We start from the raw sequence: 14837 nt of genomic DNA on the forward strand, positions 1-14837 counted from the left end.
ATGCCGATAACAGCAAAGCTGGCAAAGGCGGGTTCGCCATAGGTGGAGTTTCAGCATGGAAAGGTGGAGAAATAAAAGATATATTTCATGCTACGGTTGACAGCACAAAAATTTACGTTAGCGAAGAGGCAGGCGGAACTGGCAAAGGTCGCTTCTCTGTTGGCGGACGTTCAACCACAAAAGGCGAGGTTAAAAACTTTTTTGATGTAAACACAGCCACAACAGCCGAAACCATTACCAACCAAAACCGAATATTGTGGTACCCACAAAAAAACGCCTTTATGACAGGATGTCTAAATGTTGCAAATGCCAGCGAGGTTGGCGAAAACTCATTTGCAAGTGGCTTTCAGAGTAAAGCAAAGGGCAATTACTCACAGGCGTTAGGTTACAAAGCCCAAGCTTTGGGCAACTATTCTACTGCTATTGGTAGAGAAGCTATAGCATATTATGAAAACTCGTTTGCCTTTGGTTATCAAGCTAAAGCAAGTATGGGAAACTCATTTGCCTTTGGAAACAAGGCTGAAGCAAAAAAATTGAACTCATTTGCACTTGGAGAAACTGCAATAGCTGAAGGTAACGAGAGCTACGCCTTTGGACGCGAAGCAAAAACTACAGGACAAAAGAGTTTTGCTTTTGGTTATCAAGCTCAAGCAACCGCAACAAACTCATTTGCACTTGGTGAAAAGGCAATAGCACAAGGAGTAGAGAGCTACGCTTTTGGACGTGAGGCAAAAGCCGTAGGCGATAGAAGCTTTGCATTTGGTAGCGAATCTCCCGGTGGCGGTGAAGGTGGTATCTCTTGGCCCCAAGCTAGCGCACCGGAAGCTACAGGTTCCCTTTCGTTTGCCTTTGGAAATGGAACAAAGGCACAAGGCAGGAGTAGCATAGCAATGGGATATAAAAGTATAGCTTCTACATATTTTGCAGTAGCAATAGGCTATCAAGACACAGCAAGCGGATGGTATAGCACGGCAATGGGTTGTAAAGCCACAGCAAGTGGCCAATATAGTACTGCAATAGGGTTAGGAGCCAAAGCAAGTGGCAATTATAGTATTGCAATGGGGTTAGGAACCACAGCAAGTGGAAGTACTAGCACAGCAATGGGTTCTACTACCACAGCTAGTGGAAGTATTAGCACTGCAATGGGAGCTAGTACCATAGCAAGCGGAAATTATAGCACGGCAATGGGATATCAAACCAAAGCAAGCAAAGAGCATAGTACTGCAATGGGAGGTAGTACCATAGCTAATGGAGAATATAGCACTGCAATGGGCCGTCAAACTGAAGCAAACGGAAATTATAGCATGGCGATGGGTTACGAAACCAAAGCAAACGGATATGTTAGCACTACAATGGGTAGAAAAACCATAGCAGACGGAAGTACTAGCACTGCAATGGGTTACGAAACCAAAGCAAGCGGAAGTTATAGCACTGCAATGGGGGCTAGTACCACAGCAAATGGATATACTAGCACTTCAATGGGAACTAGTACCACAGCAAGCGGAAGCTCGAGTACAGCAATGGGATATCAAACCAAAGCAAGCGGAAGTTATAGCACTGCAATGGGTAGTTCTATTGAAGCACAAGGAAAAAACTCTTTCGGTATTGGGTTAAAGTATTACTCTACACCACCTGTAATTACAGCCGACTACACCATGGCAATTATGGGTGGCAAAGTAGGTATCGGCACGGTAAGCCCAAGTAAGACATTTTATGTAGAAGGCTCTGCGGGAGGTTCAGAAGGTTGGAATCAAGCAAGTGACAAACGCCTAAAAACCAACGTTAAACCCCTACAAGGTGCACTACAAAGCGTGCTTAAACTGCAAGGTGTTAGTTTCAACTGGAAAGATGAAACCAACCACCGCTCGGGACAAAACATTGGCTTTATTGCGCAAGAGGTTAAAGAGATACTACCCGAAGTTGTTAGCGGTGGCGGAAAAGACGAAGAGGGTAACGAAATATATTACTCCATTGAGTATGCAACACTTACACCCGTGTTAGTTGAGGCAATAAAAGAGCAACAAAAAATAATAAACGAACTTATTGAAGAGTTAAAAGCTGTTAAAGAGCAGCTAAATAATAAATAACTTTTTCAGATGTAGAGACGCTATATTATGGCGTCTCTACAATTTTTTTTCTTTTATTTGATTTTTAGTAATTAGAAACGCTTTTCGAGGGTTTGTCCCCAGAGAAGCGTTTTTTGCAATTAGCAATGAAAATTGTTAATGAAAGTGATTGATAAATCGTTAGGTGGGGATTTTATACCATTGTAAAATTTTAAAAAGATCGGACTATTTTAAAATTACAATGGTATTATTTGCAATTACAAATTACGAAAAACTGACAATTACTAATTAATGACAAATTAATTGATAATTGTTCATTGCACATTGCTAATTGCTTTATAGAGTATCTCAACCGGATGCAATGCTTCTCTCCCCGTTCCATCGTATATCTGTTGACGGCAGCTGGTGCCATTTGCGGCTATTATTGTCGTTTTGTCGCTTTGGAGTATTGCAGGAAATAGATCCAACTCCCCTATCTTCATCGACAAATTGTAATGCTCCTTTTCGTATCCGAAACTTCCCGCCATACCGCAACAACCTGAACGAATTATCTCAACCTTGTAGTTTTTAGGTATTTGTAGCATCTCTATTGTAGCATTTGAGCCGGCAATAGCCTTTTGTTGACAATGGGTGTGAAGTTTCAAATCTTTGTACTCGTCTGTAAACAGGTTCTGCTCGATATTTCCTTTTTTGTACTCTCTAACAATAAATTCGTCTATCAACAAACAGTTTTCCGAAATGGCTTTTGCCTTGCGTTGCATTTCCCCTTTTAGCAATTGGGGATATTCATCTCTAAAGCTCAGAATAGCAGAGGGTTCTATGCCTACCAATGGTATATCTCCGGAAACAATAGTGCTAAAAATATCTATCTGTTGCTTTGCAATTTTTGTTGCTTTTCGCAAATATCCTTTGCTAATATATGCGCGCCCACTTTGAGGATGTTTGACTGTCAGTACATTGTAACCGAGTTTTAACAAAAGCAATATTGCTGCTATTCCCGTATCAACATCGGTATGGTTAGTAAACTCATCTACAAAAAGATAAACGGTGCCTTTGCTCGCCTTGCTCTCTGCTTGCATTGATTTTATACTCTTTCTGAGGGTCTTAGAATTAACTTTTGGCAAATTTCTTTTACCAGCAACTCCTATTATGCGCTTTATTGGGTTTGAAAACAACCTGTTTTGAGTAAAAAAGTTTGACAGTGCAGGAGCAAATGACATTATTTTATTTAGCAACGCAATATTGGCAAAACAACGTGTGCGCAACGATATGCCATACTCGTCGTGATAGTGTTGTAAAAATTCCGACTTGAATTTTGCCATATCTATATTAGACGGACACTCAGTCTTACAGGCTTTACACGAAATACACAGATCTAAAATTTCAAACAGTTCTCGGTGTGCAAACGGATTTTTCTTTGTCGAATGGGTGAGAAACTCTCTCAAAAGGTTTGCTCTGGCACGTGTTGAAGCTGCTTCATCTAATGTAGCCATATATGTTGGACACATATTCCCCGAAAAGGTATTAACACGGCGACAATCAGCCGAGCCGTTACACTTTTCTACCGCACGTAACATACCACCTTGTTCCGAGAAATCGAAATAGCTCTCTATTTCCCTTGTTTGCTGATTTTCAGCATATCGCAAACATTCGTCCATAGCCACGGGATAGACTATTTTCCCCGGATTCAAAATGTTGTTTGGGTCAAATGCACCTTTTATTTTTTCCAAAAAGGAATAACACACGTCGCCAATCATAATTTTAATAAACTCACTTCTAAGTCTGCCATCACCATGCTCACCACTAAGTGAACCTCTGTGTTTTTTAACCAAATGAGCTATATCAGTAGCTATTTTACGAAATCGCACCCTGTCCGATTTGCTTTTTAAATTTAACACAGGCCTTAAATGCAACTCTCCACTGCCGACGTGTGCATAAAAAACACAATCGGCTTGATGTTTATCCAAAAGCTTTTGAAACTCGACAATATATTCCGGCAACAACTCCACTTTTACGGCTGTATCTTCCATAACTGTTACAGGCTTGGCATCGCCCTCGATATTTGACAACACACCTAAGCCTGCTTTCCGCAACGACCATACTCTTGAAACATCATTTCCTGTAACAATAGGATAGTGATAACCCATTGAAATAGACTTAAATTGCTCGATTAGTTGCGATAGATCTTTTTGCAGTTTGTCGTTGTCAGCTCTTACTAATTCAATAATCAGAATGGCTTTTGGATTGCCTTTTATGAAAAACCTGTTTCGTTCTTGGTTTATGTTTTTCTTCGCAGCATCTAAAATTTTATAATCCATTAGTTCAACGGCACTTGGAGAAAATTGTAATGCAATAAGATTTCCCTGCAAAGCCTCCTCCAACGAATCAAAATGTACGCATAACAACCCAACGTTTGAATAAGGCAAATCGACCAAATTTAGTTTAAATTCAGTGCCAATAGCTAATGTGCCCTCACTGCCAGACAATATTTTGCAAAGATTAAAACTATCGCCACCATCGAAATATAGATTGCTTTTCGCCAACAGGTCAATTGCGTATCCATTGTTACGTCTATAAATAGAAGAGTCAGGATATTCTGCAATAATGGTGTTTCTGTTGTGTTCTGATTGTAATATTTCGTCTAACTGTTGGTAAATCCTGCCCTCAAGGTTGTTCTTCCCTCTCTTTTCTTCAAACTCTTCCTTGTCAATGCTTTTGAAAACCGCTGAAGAACCATCACTTAATATCACTTTCGCTTCAAGCAAATGTTCGCGTGTAGTCTTATAGACAATTGAGCGTGAACCACAACTGTTGTTTCCTACCATTCCACCTATTGTACAACGCGATGATGTTGAAGTCTCCGGGCCAAAAAACAAACCGTAGGGTTTAAGGTATCTGTTTAGCTCGTCAAGTATTACACCGGGCTCAACTCTTACCCATTTTTCCTCGATATTTAACTCTAATATCTTTGTTAAGTATCGTGAAGTATCCATTATCAACCCTTTCCCTACTACTTGACCAGCCAAAGAGGTGCCTGCGCCACGTGCTATTATCGGAAACTTATGGTTATGGCAAAATTCCACGATTTTTTGTATATCATTTGCGTTTTTGGGAAAAACAACTCCAGCTGGAATTTCACGATAGACCGAAGCATCTGTCGAATATAAAAGTCTTGTCGTTGAATCTAATTTCAATTCGCCGTCAATTAGAGGACCCAACTTTGATAATATTTCCGACATACGTTTGCAATAAAAGCACAAAACTACAAAATACGATTCGATTATAGGATTTCAGATCTTACAAAATTTGATCTATTCAGTTTGAGAACTATTAAAACACAGTTTTTCAAAATCACTATTGGTATAACTTGAAATTTTGCGTAGTTTTACACTTCAAATTTCAGAGATGAGAATTTATTTAAGCTTAATTTGTTTTTTGATTACATTTGGTAGTCATACGTTTTTGTACTCTCAAAATCAGACAATAGCAGGTATTTATAATGCTATCATTTCGTCAGATTCAAAAGATTTGTCAACCTATTTCAATAAACAACTAATCGTATCTATTGATGAAAACGAATATAACTGTTCTAAGAAGCAAGCGGAAGGCATTATCAAAAAATTCTTTAAAAATCACAAAGTCCAAAAGTTGGTTGTAATTCAACAAAATACTGAAGAGCAGTCGTCATATATTATTTGCAGATATACAACCACTAACGAAAATTTTAGGCTCTACGTAAACCTAAAAACTTTTAACGATGAACTAAAAATATTTCAAATTATTATTAAAAATGAGAACGGATAAAATAGATAAAGTAATAGAAAAATTTAAACATCAGGCCATTGAACTTGCTCTTAAAGAAGATATTGGCAACGATTGCGATCACACCTCTAATGCCTGTATCCCTAAAAATGCAACAAACAAAGCAGTATTAATTATTAAGGAAAGCGGTATTATATCGGGTGTTGAAATTGCAAAGCAAATTTTTCAAAAATTAGATAAACGTTCTGTTTTCGAACAACATATAGCAGACGGAACAAAAGCTAAAGTCGGCGAGACAGCTTTTACCGTAAAGTGCAATACTCGCAGCTTGCTACGCGCCGAACGCATTGTTTTAAATATCATGCAGCGAATGAGTGGAATAGCCACAAACACAGCAAGATATGTTGAACTAATCAAAGATACCAACGTAAAAGTTTTAGATACTCGTAAAACTGCACCATGTTTGCGTTATTTTGACAAAGAAGCGGTACTACACGGAGGCGGACATAATCACAGATACGGTTTGTTTGATATGATTTTGCTAAAAGACAACCACATAGATTACGCAGGGGGCATTGAAGCCGCCATAAAAAAAACTCAGAAATATTTAAAAAAGAATAAGTTGGATTTGGAGATTGAAATTGAAGTTAGAACCTTTAGAGAAATAAGTCAAGTCCTTGCAATTGGTGGAGTAAACCGTATAATGCTCGACAATTTTGATATACCATCTACAAAAGAAGCTGTTGAACTAATAAATGGTAAATACCAAATAGAAAGCTCGGGCGGAATTACCTTCGAAACTATTAGAGATTACGCTCTGTGTGGCATTGATTTTGTCTCGGTAGGAGCATTAACGCATAATGTAAAAGGATTAGACATGAGTCTTAAAGCCGTTAAGTCATGACAAAAATAAAAGCTTTACTAGACACTATCAATAAGAAAATTTTAAGATTTGTTCTGAAATTACGACAAATAAGCAAAAACATTAAACCGATAGGATTTTTTGGTCTAAGCTTATGGGACGTAGGTTATCAGTTTTACAAAGGGGTATCTCAAGGCGCAATAGGGATACGTTCATCGGCTATTGCCTTTAAATTTTTCTTGGCGATATTTCCTGCCATAATATTCTTTTTTACGCTAATTCCGTATATACCTATTGAAAATTTTCAGGAAAACCTTATGATGCTTATCGGGACAATTGTCCCTAAAGCAAGCTTTTCGATGATAGAATCTACAATACATGATATCATTACCAACAAAAGAGGATCGCTGCTTAGCTTTGGTGTTTTAGGTTCTCTTTACTTCTCTACCAGTGGTTTAGCAACAATGATAATTGCTTTTAACGAAACTATCAATACGTTTGAAAAAAGGAGTTGGATTGCAGTTCGTATTACCTCAATAATTCTGGCATTAACAATTTTTGTCTTTGCTACTGTTGCAATTGTTTTAATTACAACCAGTGAAACGGTTTTAGGGTACCTTGTATCACACAATATTTTACAAGTTGGATTTACATATTATGCATTGATAGTAGGTAAGTGGCTTATAGTTATCTCCTTTTTCTACTTTGCAATAGCAATGATTTACTATTTGGCGCCGGCTAAAAAATCAGGATTTCGATTTTTCTCACCAGGAGCGACTTTAGCAACTCTATTAGGCTTACTATTAACAGTAGGATTTTCGTACTACATAAATAATTTCAGTTCATATAATAAGCTATATGGTTCGATAGGAACTCTTATTATTGTTTTGGTTTGGCTTAGACTTAATGCTTCGATAATCCTGATAGGCTTTGAGTTAAATGCGAGCATTAATAGTTTAAAACACAACAAAATTTTTATTGATAGTAATATGAAAAGTTTAAAGTAAACTTTTTAACTTTGTAGTAGTAGAGACGGAGCATGCTCCGTCTCTACTTTTAACTTTTAACTAATAAACTTATGAAGTATATTTTATCTCTCATCATTGTTGCAGTATCTTTTGCTGCCAATTCACAGAACACAATTTCAATTGAAGGCGAAGTTTCCGGAACACTTGATGCCGACACCATACTAGTAGTTAATAATGTTGTCGTTACATCTGAAAATGAGTTGATTATTTCGGCGGGAGCAATAGTAAAATTCATGGGATACTACTCTATTGATGTAAGGGGAGGTTTTAAAGCCATAGGAACACCTAACGATACTATTGTTTTTACCGCAAATGATACTGTTGGCTTTTATGACACTGTACAACCCTACGGAGGCTGGAATAGAATTACCTTTTACAGACCTCAAGATAGTCCCGACTCAGTAATAATTGATTTTTGTAAGTTTGAGTTTTCAAAAGCCGACTCTTCAACAATTGGAGGAGGAGTTCTATTTTTTGAAGGAGAAAGGAAGGTAAGAATAAGCAATTCGGTTTTCTGTAAAAACTTATCTGCACGTCAAGGGGGAGCTATTTACTTTAACTCTTCTAAAGCCGAAATAATGAATTGCACTTTTACCGATAATACAAGTGGCACATTTGAAATTTGGGGCCATGGTGGTGCTGTTTATGGAATGAATACAGAGCTATCACTTTTTGGATGCAAATTTATGAAAAACAGATCGTCAACACTTGGCGGTGCGGTTGCAGTTGACTCAATAGCACCTATAATCGTAAATAATATTTACAAAGAAAATTACGCTGTAATTGGAGGAGCAGTCGCTGTTTTGAGATCATATGAAGGAGGTAAAATTGTAGGTTCGCTTTTTGATGGTAATACATGCATGCATTTCGGAGGCAGTATTGCAATTATTGGTTCGCATATAAATGTTACAAACAACACTATCGTTAATGGATATTCAATGTATGCAGGAGGAATTTATATATATATGGCTAGTTTCCCCACAATTGCCAACTGCATTTTATGGGGCAATAGCACCATCGTAGGATATAGCAATCAAGTTTACGTTTTTGATTCGGAGTCACGACCAAAATTTATGAACTGCATTTTTGAGCATGGAGCGTGGGACTTTCAAGGAGCAGGGTACGAAGGACCTTACGTTGATTGTTCTGAACTTGATCCTAAATTTGTTGGAACTGGAGAGCACCCATATATGCTTTCAAAAAATTCGCCTTGCATAAATGCAGGTACACTCGACATCGAAGTTTTTGGACTGCCTGAATACGATTTAGCTGGTAACCCACGTATCCAGCACGGAATTGTTGACATTGGTGCCTACGAGTCAGAATATAGCGTTGGAATTGAGACAAACGACACTAATTTAAAAGAAATACAGTTATACTTCAATTATTATACTTCAGATTTAATACTGCTTTTACCTTCTAACACAGGTAATACAACATTGGAAATTATTGATTTGAAAGGAAACGTTATAGAAAGCAGAAAGTTATCTGAATATAGTAATGGCAACAAACTGCAAATAAAACTTAAAAACAGACTTGAGCCTGGTATATACATTGGTAATATTAAAGGAGATAGATATAATAGTTCTGTAAAATTCTCTGTTATGTATTGATAATTTGAATCCATATACATAAAATAAAAGATGCTGTCTCTTTGTTACTTTGAGACAGCATCTTTATTTTGTAGTTGCCGCGCTATCGGAATGGTTTTACCATTACCACTAAAAAGTTACTACAAATCCTTGGTAATTAGGTTTAATTGAATCTTTAAAAAATTCCGCTTTAGCACGTGTATCAAATTCTCCAACAATGAGCCTGTAAATTCTTGTACCATTTGAATTTACAATTTGAATAGTAACTTTCTGTTTCAATTCGTTTGCAACTGTTGATACTCGTTCAATAAGGTTAACCGACTCTTGATAACTGGCTATTTGAACACCAAATCCCCTGGGTATAGTTCTTTCGGCACTTAATTGATAATATGCTGTTGAAACCTGTGGTGCAACTACGCTCTTTTGTTCCGAAACAGCCCCTTTTTGAGAAGGTAGTGTTGTGTCGAACTCACCAGTACCATTCTCGGTATTAATATCAGTAGTTGACAAATTTTCCTCCTCTATTTCTGCCCTACTGTCGATTGTTTCTTGATTTTCAACTGTTTCTATCCTCACTTCTGTGATTCCTTCGTTAACAAAATCTAGTTCAACTGCTGCTGATTTAGAAACATCAATTATTCTATCCTCAACAAAGGGACCTCTGTCGTTAATTTTAACCGTAACGGTTTTGCCATTAGAAATATTTGTAATTTTCACTATAGTTCCAAATGGCAATGTTTTATGTGCCGCAGTTAGTAACGAGTGTTGGTATTTTTCTCCGGAAGCGGTTGTTTTATTCTCAAATTTATTGGCATAAAATGAAGCCTTTCCCGTTTGAACAAACGATTGAGCATAAAGCCCGTTTGAAAACAGAAAAGACAAAACAACAATAATTAAAGTGATCTTATTCATATGTTTATATTTTTTTCAGATTAAGGTCATATGAAACATTTATAATTCGACTACATTACAAATGTACATTAATTTTTAAATATTGCATCAATATAATAAACTTGATTTACAACCAAGAATAACATTAGTGCCAATAAATACAGTTTTTGGAAACATGTGCTGACTATAAAAAAAACATTTTTCTGCACAGGCTTGTACATAAATCACCACTATTCTCTACAAATATTGTACTTTTGTGCTTTAAATGTTTACTATGCTGAAAAGTACATCAAAACTATCTGGTGAGCAGTTTGATAAATCCTTATATCAACGAGAACAATCTAAAAAGTTCTCTTTCATAGGCAATATAAAACGGGCCATCTTACAGTTATTTGGATACAAGAGCGCAAATAGAAAACAAAAAATTATAACTATTTCTGTTTTTATACTATTCGCAATTATATATTCAAGTATATCACTTGTTAATCACTACTATTTTAGAACTGCCGCGCTTGATCTTGGTCTTTATAATAATGCTATTTACAATTTTGCTAACTTCTCAATGCCAAAATACACACTTGGCACCTCTGGTGTTGAGCAGCCCTTTTTAGCCACACACTTCTCGCTTATAACTATTCTTTACGCTCCGTTCTATTATATATTTGGTTCTTATACACTCCTTATAATTCAAATATTTTCAATTCTATTTGCAGGTTACTATATCTACGTATTTACAGAGAGAGAGAAAGAAAGAAAAAAGTTTAACCATAAAAATTATTCTACTTATACAATTCTTTTCAATATGGGGTATATATTCTGCACTTTCGTTCGATTTTCACAATAGTGTAATAGGCGCAATGCTTGTCCCTGCACTTTTTTATCATATTGAAAAACGAGATATAAAGGCATCTGCACTCATATTTATGCTTTTTCTATTTACCAAAGAGGTAATGGCTATTTGGGGTATATTTATCTTGATAGGACTGATGATAAAGAATAGAGCCTCACTATCAAAACAATATATAAAGCTAGAAATTCCACTACTTATTACAGCTGTGGTTTACGGTTCAATAGTAATATTTTGGGCTATGCCCAAACTGCAACTTTCAGATACAAATTTACAATTTGGACGATATGCACACATAGGAAATTCTGTGTGGGAAATGATTACAAATATTCTACGTAATCCCCAAATTATATTCTCAAATACAACAGGTAATGCTATATATGACGGCATCAAAGCTGAAACAATCATTATGTTTTTATTAGCAGGGGGAGTCTTCTGCATATTAAAACCAGCTTACCTTATTATGGTTTTGCCAATATTTGCACAAAAATTTTTATCGTCTGACTACGGGTTGTGGGGAATTAACAACCACTATTCCATTGAATTTGTTCCAATACTTGCATTGGCTACAATAGACGTGGTTAGCAACATAAAAAAGGCTATACTTCAAAACTTAATAACGATATCTGCAGCCGCACTTACATTGTATTCTACAGCTAGAACGATGGAATCGCGCGATTCAAAATGGTACAACGAGATCAACACACAATTTTACAAGAAAGCTCATTATCAATCTGATATAAACAGAAGCGAAGTATTTGAGATAATCAAAGGTATTCCTAGTAGCGCAATTGTGTCAACAAGTTCTCCTCTTGCGCCAAGGCTTGCTTTTCGTGAAAAAGTACTTCTTTTCCCAAACATCAAAAATGCTGATTACATTATACTGTTAAAAAAAGAGGGTACATATCCGCTTTCGCCCGATAAACTAGCTTCAGAAATTGAAAAACTTAAAGTAGGTAATCACTACGAAGCATATTTTGAGAGTGAAACCTTAATAGCATTTAAAAAAATATTGTAGACTCCTAAGAAGTTGTCTTACTTAACTTTGTACTCATCAATACTTTTCATTGTTTTGATCATCTCGTCGTAGTCATAGTCTCCAATAATTCGCTTTCTTGGCTTAAATGCCTTATTAAAAATACTTCTTTCAGGTTCAAAATCTTCACCGTAACATTTTGTCAGATCAATTATGCTGTGGATTACATCGTCTGTTTGATAGCGGCGTGTCAAATAATTGGGCAGATCGTTTACCAATGATTTGTTGAATACTTTATAATCATCAGAAAGCCATAAAATAAATGGAATATCGAACATATAAATAGATGCGTTTGCCTCGGCATGACCCCAAAAATCACGATAGTCAAATATTTCCTCGCCATGATCAGGGAAATATAGCATACAACTATTTATATTTTTATCTCTTAGTCTTTCAATAATTTCGCGTAACAGCCAGTCGTTATATACAACTGAATTGTCATGAGCATTTATTACACTCAGGGGCCATGGTCTGTGAAACTCTTGCTTAACTATACTGTCATATGTTGTGTAAATATTAAATTGCTCGGGGTATCTTGATGCTTTGTCAGAATGGCTTCCCATTAAGTGTAATATTATAAACTTTTTATCCGATCTGTCTTCTAGTGCAACATCTAATGGTTTTAATAGATTCCCATCATAGCTTATAAGTGGATTATTTTTATCAAATGTGAAAAAATACCAATCAGACTCAACAGCAATTGAAGTTGAGATGGTTGTAAACTGGTCAGTAAACTCTTGATTAGAGAGCCAAAAAGTTTTAAACCCCGCATTTTTCATGTACTCAATCATAGTTTGTTTTTTATACAAAGGCTCCATATCTTCATGATTGGCGAAACTTAAAATTTTTGACATTGTGGGATTTGTGTGTGAATGTGGACTTATTACACTATCAAAAATATAAAGCTGATCGCGAATTGAATTTAATAACGGATTTGTTTGCCTTGAATATCCATAAAGACCTTGATGATATTTTGATGCAGATTCACCAATAACAACGACTACCGTCAGCGCTGAATCGGAATTGCAATTAATTTTGTAGTATTCTTTGTTTGACAAACTTTTTCTTTTTTCAATCTCCTCTTTGAAAATATTAAATTCATTTTTATAATTTTTATAGCTGTTTATAAACTTATTGGGCAGTAGATTATCAGCTAATTTCAAGTGATAGGGCAATATAAACAGTATTAACGATAACACTATTTTCCCCACAATAGGTGTTTTTGTATATTTAACACGAAATATAGGAACTACGCAGGCAATGCTTATCAATATTAAAACAACCAAAACCAAGATCAGCTTGATATTTAGGTATTGTTTTACATAATCAGTAGCTTCAATTGTACTCGTTTCCCATATCGCATAATATGCACTTTCGGGCATTTTTGACCCATAAGTAATTATATGTGCTACGCTTATTATAGCTGCCAAGAGAAAAATAGCTAAAACTAAAATAGTGTACGGTTTCATTATCCTTGGAAACAGGGCAGGAAGAGCCAAACATATCAATGATGAGGGTATTAGTACTGTATAAAAGTAATAGTTTTCAGGTACCGAAAAGATAGCCGATGACAATTCATTAAACAACTGAATAACAACTACTACCAACAATAAAAAAGTTAGCTGCTTCAAATAACCTTTAAAAACATTAATCCTATTCAAAAAATAGACATAGAGAGGATAAATTACTAATATACTGATGATTATAGCAACTAAAATATCGCTCGAGGGCTCAAAACATAAGTACAATAAAAGAATAATAAAGCTTGATAGAATACCGTAAATATGTTTTTTTACTTTATCTGCATGTTTAACTTTTATTCTATCTAATAGAAATGTTGCAGAGAAATAAATAATAAGAAATACAATTGCTCCTACTAAAGCCCCAGTAATCAAACGTGGAAAACTGGCTGTAGTTGTTTTAACAATTCCTTCAGTTAACAAAGTTTCGCTAAGCCTGTTGTACTGAGAAATTAATCCGGTTATAAAACCCGATATTGCTATGTAAACAAACTCTTTATTTTTATTCATTGATAGATAATTTTAGCCGAACATTTAATTCTTTTCTATTGATATTTACAATTACACTGATAATATTTGGTTACACCAACTCAAACCGAATCAAGTCCCGAAGGTACAGTAAAACTTTTATTTTTGAAAATGTTAAAAAAAAACACCTGCTATTCGAAACACAGCCTTTTATGATAAAACGTGTTGTGTCTGTTAAACAATTGAGTTTATTATATAAGGAAAGGACAGCAAGTGCAAATTGAATAAAGCTCGGGGAACACAACTAAAACAAAGATATTATCGAAAGTGTCATATCCTTATATACCCTTAGAACTTAAGGGATTAAGACAAAAACCACAGTAGTTGAAGAAAATACATAATTCCAAAACTTTCGAACTCCAGAACTTTTACTGCTCTGCCTGAATTTACAAATGACAAAAAATCTTTAAGGAAGTGACTGCAATGCAAAAAACTTCAACTATATTTGTACGCATGCAAAAGAGGTGGTGTTTTATTTGTCTTAATAAATAAATCACCACTCTTTGTAGTATTAAACTTCTATTAGTTAAATTGCATAAAGAGAGTTATTGTTCATCCAAAATTTGACTTACGTCTGATTACTTGGAGAATGTCCTACAATAAAAGAGAGTGTGTGTAAATGTTAACAAAAAAGTACAATCAAGTTGTTAACACGTTAAGTTTCAACAAGAAACTTCGTGATATGCGTAAGGAAATAAACTTCAG

Annotated in this window: 10 protein-coding genes; 7 read left to right on the top strand and 3 right to left on the bottom strand. The window is 35.6% G+C overall.

The window, feature by feature from the left end; genetic code table 11:
- The coding region (locus tag GX311_04980; protein ID NLK15733.1) for a hypothetical protein at positions 1–2087 on the top strand (2087 nt) is incomplete at its 5' end.
- 293 nt (positions 2088–2380) lie between these two features.
- Here GX311_04980 and GX311_04985 read toward each other — a convergent pair.
- Positions 2381–5305, bottom strand: a complete 2925-nt coding sequence (locus GX311_04985; GenBank protein NLK15734.1) for an FAD-binding protein — start codon at positions 5303–5305, stop codon at positions 2381–2383.
- Between the two features lie 166 nt (positions 5306–5471).
- Here GX311_04985 and GX311_04990 point away from each other — a divergent pair, with 166 nt between their 5' ends.
- The 4 genes from GX311_04990 (at position 5472) to GX311_05005 (ending at position 9331) form a co-directional block, all read left to right on the top strand.
- On the top strand, positions 5472–5870 hold the full coding sequence (locus GX311_04990) for a DUF4783 domain-containing protein (GenBank protein ID NLK15735.1): 399 nt from the start codon (positions 5472–5474) through the stop codon (positions 5868–5870).
- Positions 5857–6732: a carboxylating nicotinate-nucleotide diphosphorylase gene (gene nadC / locus GX311_04995; GenBank protein NLK15736.1), complete on the top strand. Its 876-nt coding sequence runs from the start codon at positions 5857–5859 to the stop codon at positions 6730–6732. The genes GX311_04990 and nadC overlap by 14 nt, the downstream gene beginning before the upstream one ends.
- Positions 6729–7697 carry a YihY/virulence factor BrkB family protein gene (locus tag GX311_05000; GenBank protein ID NLK15737.1) on the top strand — a complete coding sequence of 323 codons (969 nt, stop codon included), beginning with the start codon at positions 6729–6731 and terminating at the stop codon, positions 7695–7697. Before nadC ends, GX311_05000 begins: the two co-directional genes overlap by 4 nt.
- Positions 7698–7768: 71 nt before the next feature.
- Positions 7769–9331 (top strand): hypothetical protein, encoded by a 1563-nt coding sequence (locus GX311_05005; protein ID NLK15738.1) that lies wholly within the window; start codon positions 7769–7771, stop codon positions 9329–9331.
- Positions 9332–9439: 108 nt separating this feature from the next.
- Here the strand turns inward: GX311_05005 and GX311_05010 are convergent, their stop codons facing one another.
- Positions 9440–10222: a septal ring lytic transglycosylase RlpA family protein gene (locus GX311_05010; GenBank protein NLK15739.1), complete on the bottom strand. Its 783-nt coding sequence runs from the start codon at positions 10220–10222 to the stop codon at positions 9440–9442.
- 253 nt (positions 10223–10475) lie between these two features.
- On the opposite strand from GX311_05010, the gene GX311_05015 reads away from it, so the two are divergent.
- A complete protein-coding gene (locus GX311_05015) occupies positions 10476–11045 on the top strand; it encodes a DUF2079 domain-containing protein (protein ID NLK15740.1) in 570 nt (189 codons plus the stop codon).
- A gap of 79 nt (positions 11046–11124) precedes the next feature.
- A complete protein-coding gene (locus GX311_05020; protein ID NLK15741.1) occupies positions 11125–12066 on the top strand; it encodes a DUF2079 domain-containing protein in 942 nt (313 codons plus the stop codon).
- Positions 12067–12083: 17 nt separating this feature from the next.
- Here the strand turns inward: GX311_05020 and GX311_05025 are convergent, their stop codons facing one another.
- Entirely contained in the window at positions 12084–14114 is a 2031-nt protein-coding gene (locus GX311_05025; GenBank protein ID NLK15742.1) for a sulfatase-like hydrolase/transferase, read from the bottom strand.
- Positions 14115–14837: the final 723 nt, after the last annotated feature.

Source organism: Bacteroidales bacterium (assembly GCA_012519055.1).
GTDB lineage: Bacteria > Bacteroidota > Bacteroidia > Bacteroidales > Salinivirgaceae > JAAYQU01.

Bases quoted from the DNA above. Each gene is read 5' to 3' on its own strand.
- GX311_04985 (NLK15734.1), bottom strand. From the start codon at position 5,305: ATGTCGGAAATATTATCAAAGTTGGGTCCTCTAATTGACGGCGAATTG.
- GX311_04990 (NLK15735.1), top strand. From the start codon at position 5,472: ATGAGAATTTATTTAAGCTTAATTTGTTTTTTGATTACATTTGGTAGT.
- nadC (NLK15736.1), top strand. From the start codon at position 5,857: ATGAGAACGGATAAAATAGATAAAGTAATAGAAAAATTTAAACATCAG.
- GX311_05000 (NLK15737.1), top strand. From the start codon at position 6,729: ATGACAAAAATAAAAGCTTTACTAGACACTATCAATAAGAAAATTTTA.
- GX311_05005 (NLK15738.1), top strand. From the start codon at position 7,769: ATGAAGTATATTTTATCTCTCATCATTGTTGCAGTATCTTTTGCTGCC.
- GX311_05010 (NLK15739.1), bottom strand. From the start codon at position 10,222: ATGAATAAGATCACTTTAATTATTGTTGTTTTGTCTTTTCTGTTTTCA.
- GX311_05015 (NLK15740.1), top strand. From the start codon at position 10,476: ATGCTGAAAAGTACATCAAAACTATCTGGTGAGCAGTTTGATAAATCC.
- GX311_05020 (NLK15741.1), top strand. From the start codon at position 11,125: ATGCTTTTTCTATTTACCAAAGAGGTAATGGCTATTTGGGGTATATTT.
- GX311_05025 (NLK15742.1), bottom strand. From the start codon at position 14,114: ATGAATAAAAATAAAGAGTTTGTTTACATAGCAATATCGGGTTTTATA.